Origin of the sequence: Shimia haliotis, from assembly GCF_900114415.1 — a bacterium.
Classification (GTDB): Bacteria; Pseudomonadota; Alphaproteobacteria; order Rhodobacterales; family Rhodobacteraceae; genus Shimia; species Shimia haliotis.
Genome location: NZ_FOSZ01000006.1, coordinates 59,722 through 82,450 on the forward strand (window position 1 = coordinate 59,722; position 22,729 = coordinate 82,450).

Here is a 22,729-nt window from a genome sequence, read left to right on the forward strand (position 1 = left end):
ACCGCCTGCGATTACCAGACACGGGCACATTTGCGCAGTTGTTCACCGTAGCGGGCCGATCGCGCGTTTACGTCATCGGCGACGCGCAGCAGCCAAGATTTGTTCTTGTAGGTGCCGCGGGCGTAGCCGGTATGACCTTCGTGATAGTTCAGATACTGACCGCGGGCGTCTGAAAGGGCCACGCCGTTACGGTCGCGCGATTTGTTGAAATACCAGCCCATGAAATCGGACGCGTCGCGGATGTCGTCACGCTTGGCGCCGCGGTTGCGGGTCTCTTTGCGGTATTGGTCCCACGTGCCGTCCAGCGCCTGCGCATACCCGTAGGCCGAGGATTGGCGGCCCATTGGCAACACGCCCAGCACATATTTATGCGGTGTGCGGGCATTGGAGATGAATTTGCTCTCTTGGTAGAGAACAGCCATCTGCACGTTCACCGGTACACCCCATTTGCGCTGTGTTCTTTTGAACGCCTTGGCAAAGTGTTTCTTTTCCTTGAGAATCGAACATGCGTTCTCAAGGTTTCTTGGTGGCTTTTTGTCGCCGCCACCACAGGACGCCACAAAAAGGACGACCATCAACGCGATAAGGAACCTGCTCATCTGCCTCACGCTATGTTTGTTTGTTATTTTGCGATAGTTTACGCGATTTGGCGCGAGAGGTGAAATCACAATTAGGTCGGTTTAAAGAAGAAACCCGAGGATAAGCGGTAAACCGATCACACAGGTCAGGGTCGATACCATGACGTAGCCCGCGACTGCGTTGCTGTCGGCTTCGTATTTTTCTGCCAAAAGGTATGCGGTGACAGCCACGGGCGTGGCCAATTCCAAGACCAAAACACCAAAGATCGCGCCGGTCAGGCCAAATGCAGTGCCCACGGCCCACCCCACGGCGGTGCAGATTGCAAGTTTGACCACCGAGAGCCAAAGCGCCGTGGTGATCCGCCCTGGTGTGAGCCGAGCAACCGCAACGCCCAGAGTGATCAGCATAAGGGGAATCGCCATTTGCCCGATCAGATCAAGTGTGTTGGTCAGAAAACGTGGCGTTTCCCATCCCTGCCAGAGGAAAAGCGCCCCCAGAAGCGTCGCTGCAATCATCGGCTCCTTTAGGATTTTGCCACCAGACCCTTTGCCTGCGACCATCCAGATGCCAATGGTGAAGGACCAGATGGCGGAGACCGCGAGCATGACCACCGCCGCCTCAAGGCCGACCTGACCGAAGGCGAAAAAGCAAAGAGGAATGCCGAGATTGCCGGTGTTGCCAAAAATAAAGGGGGCCAGATAGGTGCGCATATCCAGTCCCGCGAGGCGCAAAATCACCCAGGCGGCGAGCCCAATGACAAAATATCCGAGGCTTCCTGCAACCGCGAGCGTGCCCAAAGTGGCCAGATCGGCCTCTGTTTTCATCAATGCGGTGAAGATCAGACAGGGTACCGCGAGCGTCATAGCCAAGCGCGTAACGAATTGAATTCTATATTCAAAACCCGCCTTCACCCAAGCGAATCCAACCCCGCCAACCAAGAAGACGGGGGCCACGATCTCAAGGACTGTTAAGATTGCGTTCACAGACTGTTTCCTCGCTGAAATGTGGCAAAAGTTGGACTTTTCCCTCTAGAAGGGTCTAACTTTAGGGGGTAGGGGCTTCAATACATGCTTAGAACACGCGCAAAATATTATCTCGGGCAAGTCGTCCGCCACCGCAAGCACCCCTTTCGGGGCGTTGTGTTTGATGTGGACCCCGAGTTTTCCAACACAGACGAATGGTATGAGAACATTCCGGAAGAGAGCCGGCCTGTAAAAGACCAGCCGTTTTACCACCTGCTGGCCGAGAATGATCAGAGCTACTATGTGGCTTATGTCTCCGAGCAGAACCTGATTGCGGACTATTCCGGTGAACCCGTCAGCCATCCCGACCTGCCAGAAATGTTTGGGCCGATGGAAGATGGCGTTTATCCGCTGCACTACAACATGAATTGATCGCCAATTGGTGAGGGATTTGAGGGCGCGTCAGTCGGATTCGATTGGCGCGCCTCGCTTTTTCCAACCTGAGAAGCCACCCTCCATCTCGGCCACGTTGGCGGCTCCCATGTCTTGCAGAGCTTTTGCCGAGAGTGCGCTGCGCCAAGCGCTTGCGCAAAAAAGAATCAGCGTTTTGTCGGTTGCCAGTGCGGGTTTGTGGTAAGGGCTTTCGGGGTCGAACCAGAATTCCAGCATGCCGCGCGGGGCGTGAAACGCGTCTTTGATCCGGCCTTCGCGCGCCAATTCGCGTGGATCGCGGATGTCGACCAAAAGCGCTTTGCCCTCGGCCACCATGGTTTCGGCCTCTTCCTGTAACAGGCTGGTGATTTGTTCTTTGGCTTGCGCCACGAGGGTATTTACCGGTGTGATTGCCATATCAGTATCCAATCGCCGCGCCGTCTTTGCGTGGGTCTGAGGCCCCGACGAGATACCCGTCGGGATGGATGCGGATCGCCTGTGCGCCTCCGAGTGGACCGACTGGGATTTCGACAGTGTGACCCAGATCGGCGAGTTCCTGACGCACCGCGTCCGAGTAGCCGCGTTCCACTTTGAGTACACCGTCTTCGGCGAAAGAGCGGGGCGCATCCAGAGCTTCCTGCGGGTCCAAACCGAAGTCTTCGATATTGGTGAGAACACGGGCGTGGCCGTTGGGTTGGTAGTGGCCGCCCATCACGCCAAAAGGCATTTCGATGCGACCGTTGCGGCGGGTCATGCCTGGGATGATGGTGTGCATCGGGCGCTTGTTGGGGCCAAGTTCGTTGGGGTGGCCGTCTTGCAGGGTGAAGCCGCCGCCGCGGTTCTGCATGAGGATGCCGAATTTCTCGGAGGCGATGCCAGAGCCAAAGGCGTGGAAGATCGAGTAGATCAGCGACACCGCCATGCGGTCTTTGTCGACCACGGTGATATAGACGGTGTCTTTGTGGACGGCCTCGGTGAGCTTGGCGGGATGGGCCATCGCTTTGGTCGGGTTGATCAGCGTCGCAAGTTTGGCAGCGGTGTCTTCGGACAGAAGGTGATCAAGCCGGCTTGTGGCGTTGGGGTCGGCGATGAAGCGGTCGCGCGCATCATAGGCCAGTTTGGCGGCTTCGGCTTCGATGTGAGCACGTTCGGCGCCAAAGGGATCCATGCCCGCAATGTCGAAGTGTTTGAGGATGTTGAGCAACAGGATCGCAATTGCCCCCTGACCGTTGGGCGGGTGCTCGATCAGTTCCACATCCTTGTACATACCGCTCACGGGGGACGTTTCGTTGCCAACACAGTTGGCGAAATCTTCCATCGTGTGAACACCGCCCAAAGCGTTGAGCGTGGCAACCATGTCTTCGGCGATTTCACCGGTGTAAAAGGCATCGCGGCCTTGTTTGGCGACGCGGCGCAGAACTTCGGCCTGACCCTGCGCTTTGAAAAGCTGGCCGGTGGCGTAAGCTTTGTCGCCGTTCATAAAATGCGTGCGGCCGTGCCCCTGCAGCGTGCGACCGTTGATATCCCAGTCAAACCCCGCGCGCGGCGCGACGGGCACGCCCGCGTCCGCGTAATGAATGGCAGGGGCCAAGCTGTCGGCGATGCCGAGCTTGCCGAATTTCTCCGACAGCTGGCAAAAACCGTCGATTGCACCGGGGATGGTGACGGCTTCCACGTCAAAGACTGGCACAGCGGTGTGCCCCATGTCGCGCAAGCGCGCGGCGGTGGTGGCGGCGGGCGCGCGGCCTGAGCCGTTGAAAGCGTGGACTTCATTGCTGTCTGGCGTCGAAACAAGTGCAAAGCAATCGCCGCCAATGCCAGTAGACTGCGGTTCGCAAATGCCGAGAAGGACAGCGCCTGCGATCGCGGCGTCCATTGCGGATCCGCCGGCCTTCAGAATGTCGAGCGCAGCCTGCGCCGCCAAAGGGTGTGATGTGGCGCACATGCCGTTGGAAGACATGACGGGCGAACGCCCGGGAAGTTGGAAGTCGCGCATGCAGCACCTTTGTATTGAAACGTGATGCGGCGAGATTGCGGTAGAATGAACGATTGTTCAAGTGGTGCGTCGCTCTGCGGAGCCGGTGACCCCGTCGGGCAATGATCAGGGTTTGTCGTCTGGCAGGGCAAAAGTCAGTACGTTCCAACCGTCCGCCGCGCGGTCGTAGTTGATGTCGCATGCGAGTGTGCGCACCATCATCCAGCCAAAGCCACCTTCGGGCAGGTCCATCAGTTCGGTTTCCACCTGTGGCGCATGGCCGGCTGGGATCTGGTCCTCGGGCATACGTGCTCCGTTGTCGCGCACCTTCAGGTGCCAACAGCATTTGTCATAGTTACCAGTCAGCGCGATCAAACCATCAGAACGACCCGCAAGGGCGTGTTCAACGACATTGTTGAGAACTTCGGCCAGAACAATTTCCAGCGTACCTGCGTTGCAGGCTTCCAACGGGCGTTCGGTCAGACGTGTGCGCAGTGTTTCCAGTGCGAGGCGCACCTCTTCGGGCGTGCCTTCAAGCTCGATATGGATGTCGGGATTTGTTGAGATCACGTCCCCGGTTTCCTTTGTCTGAGCTGATCGCCGTTACGACGCCAGCGCCACCTCCAAGGTTGGATGGATTGCGAAAACGGTATCCATACGGGTCAGCCGAAACACCTTGTCGACATTTTCGTTCAACCCCGAAAGATCCAGCCGGTGCTTGCTGCCAAGCTGTTTCATGGCGGCGACAATCGCGCCCAGCCCGCTGGAGTCAATAAAATCAACTTCGGATAAATCGAGGACAACCCGGCCGGTGGCCGACTCTGTTTCCTCCCGCATTCGGTCCTTGAATTGGATCGCGACGGACGCATCGATGCGTGCTTCGTGTACTGACACGATGAGCAGCGAGCCTTCCGTCTTGCTTGTTAGGTTCATAGGTTTCTCCCAGCAACAGGTGCCTGAAACCCAAAATACGCAATAAACCTTACCAAGTCGTGAGCGCGAACATGTTGCAGATGCAGCAAAGATACCGCAGGAACGTTGTAATATCCGTGCAAGGTTTGTGGTGCAGACAGTGCGCAATGAGGGGTAAATCACTGATTTATGGGAGAATTCGATGAAAAATGTGGTGATTGCAGGTGCAGCACGCACTCCGATGGGTGGATTTCAGGGCGCCTTTGACGGCGTTGAAGCGGCGGAGCTTGGCGGTGCGGCGATTCGCGCGGCTTTGGCGGATGCAAAAGCCGAGACCGTAGAAGAGGTGCTGATGGGCTGCGTTTTGCCCGCCGGTCAGGGCCAGGCTCCGGCGCGGCAGGCAGGGTTTAAGGGCGGTCTGGGTGAAGAAGTGCCCGCCACCACGCTGAACAAGATGTGCGGATCGGGAATGAAGGCCGCGATGATGGCGTTTGACGCTGTTGCACTGGGGGATCGGGACGTGATGATCGCGGGCGGCATGGAGAGCATGACAAACGCGCCCTATGTTTTGCCCAAGATGCGCGGCGGCGCGCGGATCGGTCATCAGGAAGTCAAGGACCATATGTTCCTTGATGGTCTGGAAGATGCCTATGACAAAGGCCGCCTGATGGGGGCCTTTGCCGAAGATTGCGCCGAGAGCTTTCAGTTTACCCGTGAAGCGCAGGATGAATATGCGCTGAAATCCCTGTCCAACGCTTTGGAGGCGCAGAAAACCGGTGCGTTTGACGGTGAGATTGCTCCTGTGACAATCGCCACCCGCAAAGGTGACGTGGTGGTTGGCAAAGACGAACAGCCCGGGAATGCACGACCCGAAAAGATCCCGCAGCTGAAACCGGCGTTTCGCAAAGACGGTACGGTGACACCGGCAAACGCGTCGTCGATCTCGGATGGCGCGGCGGCGTTGGTTGTGGCCTCGGAAGAGGCGGCCGCGGCGCAGGGATTGCAGGTGCGCGCGCGGATTTTGGGCCATGCGAGCCATGCGCAAGCACCGGGTTTGTTTACCACAGCGCCGGTGCCGGCGGCGCAGAAGCTGCTTGAGAAGATCGGTTGGACAAAAGACGACGTCGACCTCTGGGAGGTCAACGAGGCCTTTGCCGTGGTTCCGATGGCTTTCATGCATGAAATGGGGCTGAGCCGTGACATCGTGAATGTGAATGGCGGTGCCTGTGCGCTGGGCCATCCAATTGGTGCCTCCGGCGCGCGGATTATGGTGACTCTTTTGAATGCGCTGGAAAAGCGCAGGCTTAAACGCGGTGTGGCTGCAATTTGTATTGGCGGAGGCGAAGGCACTGCCATTGCGATTGAGCGCGTCTAACTGTTGAACGCGGCGCGCCTTCAGGGCAGCTTACTTGCGGGAAGCTGAGTGAGGTGCGTCGTGTCAAAGTTGAAAACCCTTTTCGGGCTGGTGAAGATTTTCCTGCCCGAACCTTTTGTGGAATGGCTGTACCGCGGCAAGCGCACTGTTGTCGCCGGACGCGTGATCGACGCCAAGGCACAGGCGGTTAGCGAAGCTATTGCGATGATGCGGGCCATCGACGACATGCCAACGGTGGCAGAAAGTCGTCAGCAGCTTTTGGACACCGCGCAAAAACTCGAAAAACCGGGCTCGGACAGTGTTGGTATGACTGACATCATGCTGCCCGGTGCAGATGGCGACCGGCGGGCGCGGGTGTATACGCCGGCCGGTGTGTCCACAAACGCAGTCGGCCCGACACTTTTGTACCTGCATGGCGGGGGTTGGGTGCAGGGCGCGATTGAAAGCCACGACGGGCTCTGTGCGCGATTGGCGGACTTGGCCGGCGTGCGCGTTGTTTCTTTCGACTATCGTCTAGCGCCGGAACACGTTTTTCCCGCGGCGGTGGACGATGTGTTTGCGTGTTACTTGGCCTTGGTGGAGGGGGACACCGAACTGGAGGTTGACCCCACGCAGCTTGTGGTCGGAGGCGATAGTGCCGGCGGGAACCTGACGGCAGTACTGATGCATGACCTTGCCAAGGCGTGTAAGCCGATGCCCAAAGCGCAGATGTTGATTTATCCGGCGGTGGACGCGCGGATGACGTCCCAATCCATGATGGACTTGAAGGATCAACCGCTGCTGCCTGCACCGCGGATCGCGTGGTATCTGGATTTGTACATTCCCAAAGCGCAGGACCGGTTGGATCCACGCATTTCTGCGATCTTTACCGACACCTATGCCAGCCAACCTGACGCGTTGATCGTCGCTGGCGGGCACGATCCCTTGTGGGATGATGCGCACCAATATGCCGAAAACCTGCGAGCTGCCGGCGTGCAGGTGGAACTTCTGGCCTTTCCGGGGCAGATCCATGCCTTCATGTCATTGACCAAGGTGATCCCGCAGGGCAATGAGGCGATACAAAAGACAGCCCAATGGCTGCGGGATGTGTTTGAAGGACGTTAGATGATGCGTGTGGACTATGCCGAATTGAAAAAGACCGTGTTGGCGTTGACCGAAGGGGAAACGGATGCGGTGGCCTTGATGGCGACGCTGGTTTGCGAGGTGCATCACGCGGACGACAGGTTTGACTGGACCGGCTTTTATCGCGTGGTTGGACCAGAGCTCTTGAAGATCGGCCCTTATCAGGGCGGGCATGGCTGTTTGGTGATCCCGTTTGCACGTGGTGTCTGTGGCGCGGCGGCGCGTACCGGAGAGGTGCAGCTTGTGGCGGACGTGGACGCGTTTGAAGGCCACATTGCTTGTGCGACATCGACCCGTTCTGAGCTGGTCCTGCCTGTGGTGAACGGGACCGGAGATTTGCTGGGCGTATTTGATTTGGACAGTGATCAGCCCGATGCCTTCACTCAGGATGACGCGGACGCTTTGGACGAATTGTTGACGATCGTTTTTGCGGAAGCGGCCTAGGGGGCTGCACCTCTGCGCAATAGGCGCATTTACCTCGGGATGTTTTGGGCCAGAGGAAACCTTGGCCAAAAATGTTCAGAGGTCGTGAAAAAGTTCTTGGAAATTTCACGAAGCTGACGCAACGTGAAATTTGAAGGAAGAATTTCACGAGGGAATCACGCACGTGTTGCACAAAGTGCCAAATGACACGGAAACGCTTGGGGCGGATGTACGTGCGTTGCGCAAGGCCCGCGGGCTCACTCTTGTGGAAATGGCTGAACAGTTGGGGCGGTCGGTTGGTTGGTTGTCGCAGGTGGAGCGCGACAAATCAGAGCCGACGATTTCCGATTTGCGGGCGATAGCCAAGGCTTTGGACGTGCCAATGTCGATGCTTTTCGGGCAGTCGTCAGCGCCAGCGCATGAGCAGGGATATGTCGTGCGTGCAGGCGCACGCCGGCCGATGGGCGGCTCGGAGGAGGGGCTTGTCGAAGAGTTGCTGTCCCCCGACCTGACCGATGATTTTGAAATGGTGCATTCCACTTTTGCGCCCCACTCCGCGATGCAGGACCCGGCGGAGCGCCCCACGCAGGAAGTCGGGTACGTGATGTCCGGACGGTTGGAGCTGCGCATTGGCGCGCAGTTGTTTTCCGTAGGGCCGGGCGACAGTTTCCGTATCCGAGGCGAGGAATACCACTGGTCCAACCCCTATGACGAAGCTTGCGTTGCGATCTGGGTGATCGCACCGCCGGTATATTGAGGAGGCTGTGATGAAGGGGTCATGCTTGTGTGGGGACATCACTTTTGAAACGGCGGCCAAGCCGGAAGGGGCATCGATGTGCCATTGCCGCCAGTGCCGCAAGATGGCCGGTGGTGTCTGGGCCTCGGCCTATGTCGCAGATCGCGATCTGACGATCACAGGGGCCGTGTCATGGTTTGAAGCCAGCGACACCGCCAAGCGCGGGATTTGCCCCAAGTGCGGCGCGTTCCTGTTTTGGAAGGCGCATGACGAGGACACAATCAGCTTTGCTCTTGGCGCGGTGGATGGGCCGACGGGGATCAAGATCGAGAAACATATTTTTGTAGCAGACAAAGGCGATTTCTATGAGATCGCCGATGGTTTGACCCAGAAGGACTGATGATGCTGGACACCTTTGCAAACATGGAAAGCGTCACGCACCGAACCTCCATGGCCGCGTCTTTGGTGGTGTCGATCATTGGCTTTTCGACCGACGTCGTGGCTGTGGTGATGAAACAAGTCACGGGCATTATTAACAAAATCGCTGCCGTTATCTTTGGCGAACTGGCAGTAAAATTCGTATTTGACTGAGGGAGATGGTCATGTCTGATTTTCCAACGAAGGCCCGCGTGGTCATCATCGGCGGCGGTGTTGTGGGCACCTCAAGCCTCTATCATCTGGCCAAGAAGGGCTGGACCGATTGTGTGCTGCTCGAAAAGAACGAGCTGACGGCGGGGTCGACGTGGCACGCGGCGGGCAATGTGCCGACGTTCTCCAACAGCTGGGCGATCATGAACATGCAGCGCTACTCCACCGAACTTTATGCGCGGTTGGGGGACGAGGTGGATTACCCGATGGGGTACCACCAGTCGGGCTCGATCCGTCTGGCGCACACCAAAGAGCGTAAGCAGGAATTTGAGCGCGCGATGTCGATGGCGCTCTATCAGGGCATCCCGATGGAGATGTGGACGCCCGAAGAAGCCAAAGAACGTTATCCGTTCCTTGAGACCCATGACCTTGAATGTGTTCTCTATGACCCGACCGATGGTGACATTGATCCGGCGCAGCTGACCCAAGCGTTGGCCAAAGGCGCGCGGGACATGGGCCAGAAAATCATCCGTTTCTGCCCGGCGACAGGCGTGACCCAAAAAGAAGACAAGACTTGGATCGTGCACACCGACAAGGGCGACATCGAATGTGACTATGTGGTCAACGCGGCCGGTTATTACGCGCAGCGCGTCGGTGAGTGGTTCAAGCCTTATGGCGGACGTTCGGTGCCGATGATGGTGATGAGCCACCAGTATCTGCTGACCGAAGAAATCCCAGAGGTTGAGGAATGGTCCAAGGCGCACGGTGGGGTGAAGCTGCCGCTGCTGCGCGACGTGGATATCTCTTACTACCTGCGTCAGGAAAAGCACGGTTACAACCTTGGCCCCTATGAGCCGAACTGTAAGGCGCATTGGGACACCGATGCCGACCCGATGCCTGATGATTTCTCCTTCCAGCTTTGGTCCGACGACCTCGACCGGATCGAAGACATTGTGACGGACGCGATGGAGCGTGTGCCGCTGATGGCGACCTCTGGCATCAGCCGTGTGATCAACGGCCCGATCCCTTATGCGCCCGATGGTCTTCCGCTGATTGGCCCGATGCCGGGTGTCGAGAATGCGTTCGAGAACTGCGTCTTTACCTTTGGCATTGCCCAAGGTGGTGGCGCGGGCAAGGTGCTTGCGGAATGGATCGTGGATGGCCACACCGAATGGGATATGTGGGCCGTCGATCCGCGCCGCTACACCGATTACACCGATCACGATTACTGCGTGAAGAAAGGCATGGAGGTGTACGGAAACGAATACGCCATGCATTTCCCGCATCACGAATGGCCCGCCGCCCGGGACAAAAAGCTCTCCCCCGTCCATGACCGGGTTGTCGCAGCTGGCGGAGTTATGGGGGCCTATAATGGCTGGGAGCGGGCGAATTGGTTTGCCAAAGACGGCGATGACACGTCGCTCGCTGCCACCCATACCTGGGGCAGAAGTGGCCCTTGGGAACAACGCGTGAAAGAAGAATGCGAGGCCGTGCGCGATCATTGTGGCGTGCTCGATCTGCCGGGGTTCTCCCGCTTCATGGTCCAAGGCCACGGCGCTGCGGAAACCCTGCGTGGGTTGGTGACGGGCGGTCTGCCCAAAGTGGGCCGGATGAACCTTGTATATATCTCGGACGATCGCGGTCGCATCCTGACCGAAATGTCCTGTATCCGCATGGGCGAGGATGCGTTCCTGATGATCACGGCGGCCACGGCGCAGTGGCATGACCGCGACATTCTGACGAAAGCGATGCCTGCAAGCGTGAGCGTCGAAGACGTGACCACCACGCGCGACACGCTGATTGTTACGGGGCCCAAGTCGCGCGAGATCCTGTCGGGTTTGACAGACGCGGATCTGGAAAGCGGCTGGTTGACCCACCAAAGCGCAACTGTGGGGGGGCAACCGGCGTATCTGATCCGAGTGTCCTTCGCTGGTGAACTCGGCTGGGAGGTGCATGCGCTCAATGAACACATGCCCGCGATCTATGACGCGATCCGCGAGGCCGGCGCGACGCCGTTTGGCATGTATGCGCTGAACTCGCTGCGCTTGGAAAAAGGCTACCGCGCGTGGAAGGGTGATCTGTCGACAGATTATTCCCTGCTCGAAGGCGGCCTAGGGCGCTTTGTCAAACTCGACAAGCCGCAGGATTTCCCTGGCAAAGCTGCGATCCAGAACGAGATGCAGCAAGGGGTGAAAAAGTCCTTTGTCACGTTGAAAGTTGAAGCCGGCGATGCGGACGCGCCTTACATGTCCTGCATCTGGAGCGGGGATCAGATCGTCGGCGAAACCACGTCTGGCGGCTGGGGTTATCGCGTGAATGCCTCGATTGCGCTGGGCATGGTGAAGGCGGAACTGGCGACACCGGGCACCGAGCTTGAGGTGGAAATCTACGGCGCGAAATACCGCGCCGTGGTGCAGGAAGATCAACCCATGTGGGATCCAGCCAACGAAAGGTTGCGTGCATGACATCGGTGATCCTCAAGGATGGCGGCACCGGACAGGAGCTTTTGGCGCGCTCTTCCATGCCGCCTCATCCCTTGTGGTCCTGCAAGGTGATGATGGAAGAGCCCGAAGTGGTGCAAGGCGTGCATGCGGACTACATCCGTGCCGGTGCGAGGCTGATCACGCTGAACACGTATTCGGTCACTCCGGAACGGCTGGCGCGCGAGGGCGAAGGCGGCAGGTTTGCGGAGATCCAGCGGCGGGCGATCGATTTGGTTCAAGCCGCACGTGATGAGGTGGGCGTCGAGGGCGTCCGCATCGCCGCCTGCCTGCCTCCGCTGCACGGGTCCTACAAACCCGACATGAGCAAAAGCCACGCTGATCTTTTACCGCTTTATAAAGAGATCGTGGCGGGGCAGGTCGAGGCAAGCGACGTGATCATCGCCGAGACGCTGTCCGGCATCGCCGAGGTCACGGCATCGGCACAAGCTGGTGTGGAAACCGGCCTGCCGACGTGGGTATTCATGACGCTGAGCGATGATGACAGCGGCACACTTCGCTCGGGCGAGGCACTTGGCGAAGCTTTGGCGGCACTTGAGGGCACGGGCATTGCCGGTGTCGGGCTCAATTGCTGCAAGCCTGAGGTGGTCAGCGCCAACCTGCCCAAAGTGCGGGCCGCAGGCCTTCCGACCGGCGCCTATGCCAATGGGTTCACCGGTATCGATGCCCTGGAGATTGGCGGCACGGTAGATGCCCTCCAAGCCCGCAAAGACCTGACACCGGCGGCTTATTCGGAGTTTGCCATGGGATGGGTCGAGCAAGGGCTGAGGCTGATTGGCGGCTGCTGCGAAGTCGGTCCCGCGCATATCGCGGCACTTTCAAAACAACTCACCGACGCCGGTTACGAGGTGACTGGCGCCTGACTTTTTCTGGCCGGAAATACCCCGGGGGTCCGGGTGCGGCGCCCCCGGCGGATCGCGTGGCGAAGCCACGTGAAAATAGACAAAGGACGTAGCTTATGGTTGATCTTCCAACGAAGGCCCGTGTGGTCATCATCGGCGGCGGTGTAGTGGGGTGCTCGGTCGCCTATCACCTTGCCAAACTGGGCTGGAAAGATGTTGTTCTGCTGGAACGCAAACAGCTGACCAGTGGCACCACATGGCACGCTGCGGGTCTGATTGCTCAATTGCGCGCAACCGCCAATATGACCAAGCTCGCCAAGTATTCCCAAGAGCTCTACGGCAATCTTGAGGCGGAAACCGGTGTGGCGACGGGCTTCAAACGTTGTGGCTCGATCACTGTGGCCCTCACCGAGGAGCGCCGTGAAGAGATCTATCGTCAGGCGGCCATGGCGCGGGCGTTCGGAGTTGAGGTCGAGGAGATTTCTCCTGCTGAGGTCAAAGCCCGCTATGAGCACCTCAACATCGAGGATGTGACCGCCGGGGTTTATCTGCCGCTGGATGGTCAGGGTGATCCGGCCAACATCGCTCTGGCGCTGGCCAAGGGCGCGCGACAGAACGGCGCTGTGGTCAAAGAGCGGGTGAAGGTCACCAATATCGCCAAGGATGGCCGTAAGGTGACGGGCGTTGATTGGGTCAGCGATGATGGGGCGGAACAGGGTCACATCGCCTGCGATATGATCGTGAACTGCGCGGGCATGTGGGGCCATGAGGTCGGTCGCATGGCGGGCGTGAACGTGCCGCTGCATGCCTGTGAGCACTTCTATATCGTGACCGAAGGCATCTCGGGCCTGACGCAAATGCCGGTGCTGCGGGTGCCGGACGAGTGCGCTTACTACAAGGAAGACGCTGGGAAAATCCTGCTTGGCGCTTTTGAACCCAACGCCAAACCATGGGCAATGAACGGCATTCCCGACAGTTTTGAATTTGACCAGCTGCCAGAGGATTTTGACCACTTTGAACCCATTCTAGAGGCGGCTGTGAACCGGATGCCGATGCTGGCGGAGGCGGGTATTCATACCTTCTTCAACGGCCCCGAAAGTTTCACGCCGGATGACGCCTACCACCTCGGCCTAGCGCCTGAGATGGACAACGTCTGGGTTGCGGCCGGTTTCAACTCGATCGGTATCCAGTCCGCGGGCGGTGCGGGTATGGCCTTGGCACAATGGATGGATGCGGGCGAAAAACCCTTTGATCTGGGTGACGTGGACATCAGCCGCATGCAGCCGTTCCAGGGCAACAAAACCTATCTGTTTGAGCGCTCCAAGGAAACGCTGGGCCTGCTGTATGCCGACCATTATCCCTATCGCCAGAAAGCCACCGCGCGTGGAGTGCGGCGCACGCCGTTCCATCACCAATTGTTGGAGCAGGGCGCGGTTATGGGCGAATTGGCGGGTTGGGAACGGGCCAACTGGTTTGCCAACGAAGGGCAAGAGCGGGAATACCAATACACGTGGAAGCGCCAGAACTGGTTTGAAAACTCCGCCGCTGAACATCGTGCCATCCGCGAGAATGTGGGCATGTATGACATGTCGTCCTTTGGCAAAATTCGCGTCGAGGGGCCGGATGCCGAGGCCTTTATGAACTACGTGGGGGGCGGCGACTATTCGGTGCCCAACGGCAAGATCGTCTACACCCAGTTCCTGAACCGCACAGGCGGAATCGAGGCGGATGTGACGGTCACGCGGATGACGGAAACGTCGTATCTGGTGGTGACACCTGCGGCGACGCGGTTGGCGGATCAGACGTGGATGGAACGCCAAAAAGGCAACTTTAACGTGGTGATCACCGATGTGACCGCGGGCGAAGGTGTGCTGGCGATCATGGGGCCGAATGCGCGGAAATTGCTGGAGAAAGTCTCGCCCGCCGATTTCACCAATGCGACCAACCCCTTTGGCTCCGCTCAGGAGATCGAGCTTGGCATGGGCCTCGCCCGCGCGCATCGCGTGACCTATGTGGGCGAACTCGGTTGGGAGATTTATGTCTCCTCCGACATGGCGGGCCATGCCTTTGAAACGCTGTGGGACGCCGGTCAGGATATGGGGCTGAAACTTTGCGGGATGCACATGATGGACAGCTGCCGGATCGAAAAGGGCTTCCGCCACTTTGGCCATGACATCACCTGCGAAGATCATGTGGTGGATGCCGGCCTTGGCTTTGCCGTGAAGACGGACAAGCCTGATTTCATTGGCCGTGAGGCGGTGATCGCGCGCAAGGAAAGCGGACCGCAGAACCGTCTGTTGCAGTTCAAGCTGACCGATCCGGAGCCCTTGTTGTTCCACAACGAACCGATCCTGCGGGATGGCGAATATGTCGGCTATCTCAGCTCGGGCAACTATGGTCACACTTTGGGTGGGGCGATGGGGCTTGGTTATGTGCCGTGCGCAGGTGAGAAGGCCGCAGAGGTGCTGGCGTCGACATACGAGATCGACGTGATGGGCACGCGGGTGAAGGCGGAGGTTTCGCTCAAGCCGATGTATGACCCCAAATCCGAACGGGTGAAGGTCTAAAAGCTTGCCCTGAAATCCACGCGGACTCGCTGCGGGTTTCAGGGAAGATTTTTGCACGCCCTAAAATGGCGCCGGTCTGTTAGGCTGGCGACATGGACCATTTTTTGCTGCCGCATGTAAGCGGCGAAGTGTTTCTTGCCTATACCGGATTTGAAACCGATCTTTTGTTCAACCATGGCGCAGAGCTGCCGGGATTTGCGTCCTATCCTTTGCTTAAAAGCGCGGACGGGCGGGCTTTGTTGCGGCAGAGCTATCAATCGTTGATGGATTTGGGTGCGCGCGCTGGCGTCGGCGTCATATTGGAAAGCACTACGTGGCTTGCCAATCGAGAGCGCGGGGCAGCGATTGGGTATTCTCCTGAAGCGTTGCGGTCTGCCAATATTGAGGCGATCGCCTTTATGCAGGCGCTTAGAGGCAGCGAGGCCAATGTGTTGCTAAGCGCAAATGTTGGTCCGCGGGCGGACGCTTATGCGCCGGATGAGCGGATGGAGATTGCGCAGGCTGCGCGCTACCACGCCGAGCAAATGGACGCGCTGTCACAGACCAAGGCAGATTTGGTTAGCGGCTATACGTTGTCTTATCCGGAGGAAGCGGCTGGCATAGCCTTGGCGGCCAAGAACGCCGGATTGCCGGTTGTGATTGCCTTTACTGTGGAAACCGACGGGCGGCTGCCGGTTGGGGTGACGCTGGAGACAGCCCTTGCAGCAGTGGATCAGGCGACAGAGGGCTATCCCGCCTACTACATGGTGAATTGCGCCCATCCCGAACATCTGCGTGGTGCTTTGGGTGGGCCGGTGTGTCGTGCGCGATTGCGTGGTGTTGTAGCGAATGCATCACGGTGCAGCCACGCCGAATTGGACAACGCCGAGGTATTGGACAGTGGAGACCCCGAGGAGTTTGGAGCCCAGATGGCGCAGATTGCCCGTGAGAATCCTCAGATCTCTGTGCTTGGCGGGTGTTGCGGCACCGACATGCGCCATCTTGGGCACATGCTTGCGGCCCTGAATGCAGGTTAGACATCCCGACCATCACAAATTGTGATGCCGCCCAGCACATCTTTGCGGCTTTTCATTGTGGGGCGGCCCCGCTACCAAAGTGTGTCGCATTGGAGGAGGCATCGATGTCGGCAGCATCTGACACACCGGAAGACAAAGACACGGCGCAGGGCTTTCTTTTTGCCTTGGCGGCTTATGTTTTTTGGGGCTTTCTCCCACTTTTCATGAAGATGGTGGCCCATATTTCACCGGTGGAAGTGGTGGCACATCGCGTGATCTGGTCCATCCCGATCGCAGGGGCGATTTTGCTGGTGATGCGCCGCACAGATGCGCTTGTGGCAGCTCTCAAAAGCCCGCGGACTTTGTTTATGGCCTGTGTCACGGCGACTTTGGTGTCGGTGAATTGGGGTGTGTATGTCTGGTCGATTGCCACGGACCACGCGCTTGATGCGGCGCTGGGGTATTACATCAACCCCTTGTTCAGCATCGCCTTGGCGGCGGTTTTGCTGGGTGAGAAACTTACACGACTTCAGTGGATTGCGGTTGGTCTGGCGGCTGCGGCTGTCGGTGTGCTTTGGTATGACGCCGGCACGCTGCCTTGGGCTGCCTTGACCCTGACCGTGTCTTGGGGGTTTTACGCATTTTTCAAGAAATCCCTGCCTGTTGGGCCGAACCAGGGCTTTCTGCTTGAGGTGTTGATCCTGAGCGTTCCGGCCACCGCATACCTTATTTGGCTGACGGCTCAGGGTCAGGGGCATTTCCTGAGTTCAGCTTATGACACGTGGTTGCTGTTGACCTGTGGTGTGGTCACGGCTGTGCCACTGATGCTCTATGCCAATGGCGCAAAACTGCTGCGACTCTCCACGATCGGCATCATGCAATACATTGCGCCGACCATGATTTTTCTGGTTGCCGTGATTATCTTCAAAGAACCGTTCGGGCAGGCCCGAATGATCGCTTTTCCGATGATCTGGGCGGCTTTGGTGGTCTATTCGATCCCGATGCTCAGAGAATTCCGGCGTCGTTAGAGGTTCGCGTAGATGTGCCCTGCGATGAGTTTTGCCCAAAGCGCGTAGGCGTCTTCTGACGGGTGATAGCCGTCAGAGGCCTGAAAGCGGGGCTCAAAGGGAATGTCGATTGGCAGATGGGTCAGGATCGGGTGCCTGGCCGCGAGATCGGCAAGGCCACGGTCCAGCCGTTTGGCCTGTTCTCCCAGTACCCATCGCAGAGGTTGGGGCAGTTCCGGATAGAGCCCCATAGGCGGCAATCCGGAGGCAACCATCAGGCGCGCGCCGTAGGTTGCGGACATCAGATCGGCCAGTTGTTTTTGCCGCGCGACCCATGTGCCCAGCGACGTCGCGCGGGTGACATCGTTCACGCCGAGTGCGGATACCACAACATCCACGGATTGCGGCATGAGGGTCTCGATGTGGTTGAGAGTTACCCACGTTGTGGCGCTGGTGGCGGCTTCAAGGCGCCAATGGACGCGATGTGTTTGCGACAGGTGATCGACCAATTGGCCGGAGAGCGCTTTGGCTTGGGTGGTCGCGCCAACGCCTGCGGCCGAACTGTCGCCGATGATCAGCAGTCGCATGGGTGGCCCGTCGCCCGCCGTGCCTGATCGGGCACCCGGAGGTTCAGGCAGCTGGTTGACCCGCCGCCGAACGCCAAGGCCCTGCGCCACCAGAAGTGGCACAAGGGGGATGCGGATGAGTTGGTCGAAAGCGGGCAAGACCCTAGCTCAGCGCGTCTTTGAACTTGAGAAACCGAGGGTCAGTCATGACGCGCTTGTTCATCGCTTCGCGCAGGGCACCGATGGTTTTGTAGGGGCGCATCACCACTTCGAAGTGTTGGATCTCGCCTGCATCGTTCAGGGTGATCAGGTCGACGCCCACACAATCAAAGTCTCCGACTTTGCACTGAAATTCCAGCGCCCAGTCGTTGCCGTCTCCCATGACGCGGCGATAGCGGAAGTCGGTGAACACCTGCCCCACGTGGCCAAGAACTGCGGCTGCGGCATCACGGCCGGTCCATGTGGCCCAATAGGTTGGCGGTTGGAAGGTCACATCTTCGGCCAGAAGGCCCTTGATGTCGTCCTCGTTGCCTTTGGCGACAACCTCTTGCATGCGTGTGATGGTCGGATGCATGTCTCTCTCCCTTGATGATCTAATCACTGTTCAGATTGCTGATGGCAGAGGCCATGGCAAGGCTGACGTTGGGTTGAGGCCGTGGCGTCAAAGGGCTATGGCAGGGCCTATGGTAGAGATCACACCCTATGACCCGCCGCAGGATCCGTTGGAGATTTTGCATGAGGACAGCGACATAATTGCGGTCAACAAGCCTTCTGGCCTGTTGTCGGTGCCTGGGCGCGGAGAGCATCTGGCGGATTGTCTGATCACGCGGGTGCAGGCGGCGTTTCCGCAGGCGTTGTTGGTGCATCGACTGGATCGGGATACGTCGGGTGTGATGGTCTTTGGACAAACCCCGCATGCGCAGCGCCATCTGTCGATGCAGTTTGAGCAACGCAAAACGCGCAAGACCTATGTGGCGCGTGTTTGGGGGCGGATGGAAGAGAAAACCGGAACTGTGGACTTGCCGTTGATTGTGGATTGGCCGAACCGGCCGTTGCAGATGGTCGATCACGAGAACGGCAAACCGGCGGTGACGGAGTATCGCGTGTTGAAAGCAACGGACGCCGAAAGCCGTGTGCGGCTTTTCCCCAAGACAGGGCGGAGCCATCAGTTGCGGGTGCATATGCTGGCGTTGGGGCATGTGATTTTGGGCGATCCTTTGTATGCCGAGGGTGCGGCGCGGGATTTTGACCGGCTGATGCTGCATTCCGAAGAGTTGCGGATCAATCACCCCGAGAGCGGTAAGGGCATGGGGTTTCGCGCGAAAGCGCCGTTCTGAGGTTTTGCTGTGACTTCGCATATCCTCATGACTCGCAATGAGAACAAAACGTGAATATAGTAGCGACTCACTATGGTTGCCGAGTTCTGCATCACCTCGAATTTCACATTTCTCACCGGAGCCTCGCATCCGGAGGAGTATATGCGGCGTGCGGCAATGGCCGGATTGGACGCGATTGCGATTGCTGATGTGAACAGCGTGGCGGGCATTGTCAGAGCTCATACCGAAGCGCGGGAAATTGCGCGTAAAGTGCGCGAACGGTCCCGTGTGGACGACGCAACGGGACTGATTGGTCCGCCATGCCCCGACCACATCCCCAAGCCACCAAGCGCGCCGATTTATGCCACGCCGCGTCTGATGCCTGCGGCGCGGCTGGAGTTCACCGATGCGCCGCCGCTCACGGCCATTCCCGAGAATCGGCAGGGATGGGCAAGTCTGTGTCGTATCCTGTCCAAAGGACGGCTGAGGGCGGAGAAAGGCAGTTGTCTCCTTACGTTGTCCGATCTCGTGGATTTTGCTGAGGGGCTGCAACTGATCCTGCATCCGGCGCAGCTGGGACTGGCGGGAGGCTGCGGCGCGAGCGGGTGGGAGCAGCATGTGCATCGGCTGACGCGCCGCTTTGCCGGCAAGATGCAGCTTGGTCTGACGCCTGCCTATGACGGCGAGGACGAGGCGCGGTTTGCGACCCGCAAGGCCGAGGCGGCGCGGATGAATATGCCGCTGGTGGCGACCTGCGCGCCGGTCATGCATCAGGGGCGGCGGCGGCGGTTGGCGGATGTTCTGAGCGCGGTGCGGCTGGGGTGTCGCGTGGATGCGCTGGGCAAGGGGGCGCAGGCCAATGGGGAGCGGCGAATGCGCTCTGCCAGCGAAATGACGCGGCTGTTTGAGGGGTACGAGGGCGCGCTCGCGCAGACCGAGCGGTTGCAGGAGATTTGCACCTTTTCGCTGGATGAATTGCGCTATGAATACCCCTCCGAGGTGGCACAGGGAGAAACCGCGGCGGAGCGGCTCAGGCGGTTGTCTTACGAGGGCCTGCGCTGGCGCTATCCGCATGGCGCACCGGAGAAAGTGCGCGCCATGCTGGAGCATGAGCTCGCGCTGATCACCAAGCTGAATTATGAGCCGTATTTCCTGACGGTGCGCGATGTGGTGGCCTTTGCCCGCAGTCGCGATATTCTCTGTCAGGGGCGGGGAAGTGCTGCGAATTCAGTGGTTTGTTATTGCCTTGGTGTGACCTCGGTCAGCCCTGAAATTGGCACGATGGTGTTTGAGCGCTTCGTGAGCGAGGCCCGTGATGAGCCGCCGGATATCGACGTCGACTTTGAGCACGAACGGCGCGAGGAGGTGATCCAGCACATCTATGAACGCTATGGCCGTCATCGGGCGGGGCTCTGTGCGACGGTGGTGCATTACCGTGGCAAGCGCGCGATCCGCGAAGTGGGCCGCGCGATGGGGCTGACGGAGGATACGATCAGCGCGCTCAGTTCGCAGCTTTGGGGGTTTTTCTCCACTGATGCGGTGCAGGATGAACGGATGCGGGAGATCGGGCTGGACCCGACCGATAGGAGGCTCGCGCAGACGATGGATCTGGTGCATGAAATCATCGGCTTTCCACGCCACCTGAGCCAGCATGTGGGTGGCTTCATCATGACCGAGGGGCGGCTGGATGAGTTGGTGCCGATCGAGAACGCTAGCATGGAGGACCGGACGGTCATTTGCTGGGACAAGGATGACATTGATTCACTGGGGATTTTGAAGGTCGATGTGCTGAGTCTCGGCATGTTGACCTGCATCCGCAAAGGCTTTGATTTGTTGGCGCGCCATCACGGGATGGACCTCGCGTTGGCGACGATTCCGCCTGAAGATCCAACAGTTTATGACATGCTGTGCAAGGCCGACAGCATTGGGGTGTTTCAGGTTGAAAGCCGTGCGCAGATGAACTTTCTGCCGCGCATGAAACCGCGCAATTTTTACGATCTGGTGATCGAGGTGGCGATCATACGACCTGGTCCCATTCAGGGGGATATGGTGCATCCCTATATCCGGCGTAGGAACGGCGAGGAGACTGTGACCTTTCCCTCGGATGAGTTGGGCGAGGTGTTGGGCAAGACGCTGGGCGTGCCTCTGTTTCAGGAACAGGCGATGCAGATCGCCATTATCGGGGCGGGGTTTAGCCCCGAGGAAGCGGACCGGTTGCGGCGCTCTTTGGCGACCTTCAAGAAGCACGGATCGGTGAGCGAATTTCACGACCGGTTCATGCGCGGGATGAAGAAAAACGGCTATGACGAAGAGTTCGCGGCGCGGTGTTTTTCCCAGATCGAGGGGTTCGGATCTTATGGGTTTCCCGAAAGTCATGCGGCGTCTTTTGCCTTGCTGGTCTATGCGTCGGCCTGGATCAAATGCCATCATCCCGGCATCTTTGCCTGTGCGTTGCTGAACAGCCAGCCGATGGGATTTTATGCGCCTGCCCAGATCGTTAGGGATGCGCGGGAGCATGGGGTTGAGGTGCGTGCGGTCGATATCAACGAGAGTTTCTGGGACAATGTGATGGAGCCGGACGGGCGCGGTGGGCTGGCGCTGCGGCTTGGGTTCCGGCAGGTGCGGCGACTGCGTGAAGAAGACGCGGCCTGGATCACGGCGGCGCGGGGAAACGGGTATCAGACGGTTGAGGATGTGTGGCGGCGGGCGGGCATCGGGCCGCATGTGTTGACGCGGTTGGCAGAGGCGGATGCCTTTGCGTCCTTGGGGCTAAAGCGGCGGGAGGCGTTGTGGGAGGCCAAGGCGATCCGGTCCGAAAAACCGCTGCCGTTGTTTGCGGGCGACATGGATGGTGAGGGCATTGTGGAGGCGGCGGCCATGTTGCCTGAGATGAGCATGGGGGAGCAGGTGGTGGAGGACTATGTGTCCATGCGGCTGACGCTTCGAAAGCACCCCGTGGCGCTGCTGAGGCACCTGTTGACGCCGGGGGAGCCGAATCAGGGGTTAACGGATTGAAATTTTGTGATTTTGTGGGGTCGGCATCACGTCGGTAAAACGTCGGTATTGCGTCGGTGCATTTTTGAGTTCGGACGTTTGTTACCCCTGCGGGCGTTGCTTTTGTCGGGGGGCGTGCCGCGCCCGCAGAGCAACGCGCGCAAAGGAAGACTAGTGGACCACCGCGCGCAGGGCGTGGGTTTGGGGCACATGGGCGGCCGCGCTGCGGACCATGGCGGACATGGCAAAGCTGAATTCTGTGACGAGACCGGCAAAGGCCTGTGCCATGTCGGGGCGCACAAGCAGAGCGGACAGAAGAGTGGCCTCTTCGTGCTCGTCGTTCATTGCATGGCTGATCAGAGCGGCAAACACAGCCTCGTCCGCGCCAAGGCAGTCGCAGGAGCAGGCGTGGCGGCAAAGAGGGCGGCGGCCGTATGTGCGGGCGCAGTCCAGCAGTTCTGAAAGGACTGCTTTGGCGTTGCGTCCTCGGGCCGGTCCCAGCGTCATGGCAAGATCGGCCGTCAATTGCGTGTCAGATCCCGCGTCGCGATTGCAGGCGCGCAGGCAGCGCACCGCCATGCGTTCAGCGGGGGCAAGGTCGGACAGCCAACCGACACGGCGGGCTCCGGGGTGCGGTCGGCGGCTCATTTTGTCAGGATCAATTTGCCGGCGCGGGTGATGCGCAGGGTATAGAGTTGATCGTTGAGCTGAATATGCGCCAATCCGTTGGATCCGGTCAGAATCTGGGCGTCATGCACAGGGGTGGCAGGAGTTTGGGCGGGGTTGGAAAATTGCATGGTCATGGAAGCCTCCTGAGGGTCACTTGTTGGCTTCCCG

At 59.1% G+C, this 22,729-nt stretch carries 24 protein-coding genes; 14 read left to right on the forward strand and 10 right to left on the reverse strand.

The features are described 5' to 3' along the window. Window positions 1–11: 11 nt before the first annotated feature. Both BM069_RS14340 and BM069_RS14345 read right to left on the reverse strand, forming a co-directional pair. Window positions 12–599, reverse strand: coding sequence for a transglycosylase SLT domain-containing protein (locus BM069_RS14340; protein ID WP_093324713.1), 588 nt, complete (start codon window positions 597–599; stop codon window positions 12–14). 81 nt (window positions 600–680) lie between these two features. Next, window positions 681–1,562, reverse strand: a complete 882-nt coding sequence (locus BM069_RS14345) for an AEC family transporter (RefSeq protein ID WP_093324714.1) — start codon at window positions 1,560–1,562, stop codon at window positions 681–683. An 84-nt stretch (window positions 1,563–1,646) separates the two neighbouring features. Between BM069_RS14345 and hspQ the strand changes: the two genes are divergently transcribed. Next, window positions 1,647–1,973: a heat shock protein HspQ gene (hspQ, locus tag BM069_RS14350; protein WP_093324716.1), complete on the forward strand. Its 327-nt coding sequence runs from the start codon at window positions 1,647–1,649 to the stop codon at window positions 1,971–1,973. A gap of 30 nt (window positions 1,974–2,003) precedes the next feature. Here hspQ and BM069_RS14355 read toward each other — a convergent pair whose 3' ends face one another. The 4 genes from BM069_RS14355 to BM069_RS14370 form a co-directional block, all read right to left on the reverse strand. After that, on the reverse strand, window positions 2,004–2,390 hold the full coding sequence (locus BM069_RS14355; RefSeq protein ID WP_093324717.1) for a rhodanese-like domain-containing protein: 387 nt from the start codon (window positions 2,388–2,390) through the stop codon (window positions 2,004–2,006). A 1-nt stretch (window position 2,391) separates the two neighbouring features. Beyond that, the gene (locus BM069_RS14360) at window positions 2,392–3,969 is read right to left on the reverse strand and encodes a gamma-glutamyltransferase family protein (protein WP_093324719.1); all 1,578 of its coding nucleotides are present in this window, start codon (window positions 3,967–3,969) and stop codon (window positions 2,392–2,394) included. Window positions 3,970–4,074: 105 nt separating this feature from the next. After that, window positions 4,075–4,518, reverse strand: a complete 444-nt coding sequence (locus BM069_RS14365) for an ATP-binding protein (protein ID WP_093324720.1) — start codon at window positions 4,516–4,518, stop codon at window positions 4,075–4,077. A 33-nt stretch (window positions 4,519–4,551) separates the two neighbouring features. Then, window positions 4,552–4,881, reverse strand: a complete 330-nt coding sequence (locus BM069_RS14370; RefSeq protein ID WP_093324722.1) for an STAS domain-containing protein — start codon at window positions 4,879–4,881, stop codon at window positions 4,552–4,554. A 181-nt stretch (window positions 4,882–5,062) separates the two neighbouring features. On the opposite strand from BM069_RS14370, the gene BM069_RS14375 reads away from it, so the two are divergent. The 11 genes from BM069_RS14375 (at window position 5,063) to rarD (ending at window position 17,037) form a co-directional block, all read left to right on the forward strand. After that, window positions 5,063–6,235 (forward strand): acetyl-CoA C-acyltransferase, encoded by a 1,173-nt coding sequence (locus BM069_RS14375; RefSeq protein WP_093324723.1) that lies wholly within the window; start codon window positions 5,063–5,065, stop codon window positions 6,233–6,235. Window positions 6,236–6,295: 60 nt separating this feature from the next. Then, the gene (locus BM069_RS14380) at window positions 6,296–7,339 is read left to right on the forward strand and encodes an alpha/beta hydrolase (protein WP_093324724.1); all 1,044 of its coding nucleotides are present in this window, start codon (window positions 6,296–6,298) and stop codon (window positions 7,337–7,339) included. A gap of 3 nt (window positions 7,340–7,342) precedes the next feature. After that, window positions 7,343–7,801: a GAF domain-containing protein gene (locus BM069_RS14385; protein ID WP_093324967.1), complete on the forward strand. Its 459-nt coding sequence runs from the start codon at window positions 7,343–7,345 to the stop codon at window positions 7,799–7,801. A gap of 166 nt (window positions 7,802–7,967) precedes the next feature. Then, window positions 7,968–8,537, forward strand: coding sequence for a helix-turn-helix domain-containing protein (locus BM069_RS14390; protein WP_244503637.1), 570 nt, complete (start codon window positions 7,968–7,970; stop codon window positions 8,535–8,537). A 7-nt stretch (window positions 8,538–8,544) separates the two neighbouring features. Then, a complete protein-coding gene (locus BM069_RS14395; protein WP_244503631.1) occupies window positions 8,545–8,916 on the forward strand; it encodes a GFA family protein in 372 nt (123 codons plus the stop codon). Further along, complete coding sequence (locus BM069_RS14400; RefSeq protein WP_093324726.1) at window positions 8,916–9,107, forward strand: hypothetical protein; 192 nt, start codon at window positions 8,916–8,918, stop codon at window positions 9,105–9,107. Before BM069_RS14395 ends, BM069_RS14400 begins: the two co-directional genes overlap by 1 nt. An 11-nt stretch (window positions 9,108–9,118) precedes the next feature. Beyond that, window positions 9,119–11,569, forward strand: a complete 2,451-nt coding sequence (locus BM069_RS14405; RefSeq protein ID WP_093324727.1) for a GcvT family protein — start codon at window positions 9,119–9,121, stop codon at window positions 11,567–11,569. Then, entirely contained in the window at window positions 11,566–12,468 is a 903-nt protein-coding gene (locus BM069_RS14410) for a homocysteine S-methyltransferase family protein (RefSeq protein ID WP_093324729.1), read from the forward strand. Before BM069_RS14405 ends, BM069_RS14410 begins: the two co-directional genes overlap by 4 nt. 95 nt (window positions 12,469–12,563) lie before the next feature. Continuing rightward, a complete protein-coding gene (locus BM069_RS14415) occupies window positions 12,564–15,014 on the forward strand; it encodes a GcvT family protein (RefSeq protein ID WP_093324730.1) in 2,451 nt (816 codons plus the stop codon). 92 nt (window positions 15,015–15,106) lie between these two features. Continuing rightward, a complete protein-coding gene (locus BM069_RS14420; protein WP_093324731.1) occupies window positions 15,107–16,030 on the forward strand; it encodes a homocysteine S-methyltransferase family protein in 924 nt (307 codons plus the stop codon). 104 nt (window positions 16,031–16,134) lie between these two features. Next, entirely contained in the window at window positions 16,135–17,037 is a 903-nt protein-coding gene (gene rarD, locus BM069_RS14425; RefSeq protein WP_093324732.1) for an EamA family transporter RarD, read from the forward strand. On the opposite strand, the gene BM069_RS14430 is transcribed toward rarD, so the two are convergent. Then, a complete protein-coding gene (locus tag BM069_RS14430; RefSeq protein ID WP_212611547.1) occupies window positions 17,034–17,741 on the reverse strand; it encodes an SGNH/GDSL hydrolase family protein in 708 nt (235 codons plus the stop codon). The genes rarD and BM069_RS14430 overlap by 4 nt on opposite strands. Before the next feature lie 4 nt (window positions 17,742–17,745). Continuing rightward, a complete protein-coding gene (locus tag BM069_RS14435; protein ID WP_093324733.1) occupies window positions 17,746–18,156 on the reverse strand; it encodes a nuclear transport factor 2 family protein in 411 nt (136 codons plus the stop codon). A 109-nt stretch (window positions 18,157–18,265) separates the two neighbouring features. Between BM069_RS14435 and BM069_RS14440 the strand changes: the two genes are divergently transcribed. Together BM069_RS14440 and BM069_RS14445 are read left to right on the forward strand one after the other, a co-directional pair. Continuing rightward, the gene (locus BM069_RS14440; protein WP_170846754.1) at window positions 18,266–18,919 is read left to right on the forward strand and encodes an RluA family pseudouridine synthase; all 654 of its coding nucleotides are present in this window, start codon (window positions 18,266–18,268) and stop codon (window positions 18,917–18,919) included. A 72-nt stretch (window positions 18,920–18,991) separates the two neighbouring features. Next, window positions 18,992–21,913: an error-prone DNA polymerase gene (locus BM069_RS14445; protein ID WP_093324734.1), complete on the forward strand. Its 2,922-nt coding sequence runs from the start codon at window positions 18,992–18,994 to the stop codon at window positions 21,911–21,913. A 150-nt stretch (window positions 21,914–22,063) separates the two neighbouring features. On the opposite strand, the gene BM069_RS14450 is transcribed toward BM069_RS14445, so the two are convergent. Both BM069_RS14450 and hemP read right to left on the reverse strand, forming a co-directional pair. Continuing rightward, window positions 22,064–22,540: a hypothetical protein gene (locus tag BM069_RS14450; protein ID WP_093324735.1), complete on the reverse strand. Its 477-nt coding sequence runs from the start codon at window positions 22,538–22,540 to the stop codon at window positions 22,064–22,066. Beyond that, on the reverse strand, window positions 22,537–22,695 hold the full coding sequence (hemP, locus tag BM069_RS14455) for a hemin uptake protein HemP (RefSeq protein WP_093324737.1): 159 nt from the start codon (window positions 22,693–22,695) through the stop codon (window positions 22,537–22,539). Before hemP ends, BM069_RS14450 begins: the two co-directional genes overlap by 4 nt. Between the last annotated feature and the right edge of the window lie 34 nt (window positions 22,696–22,729).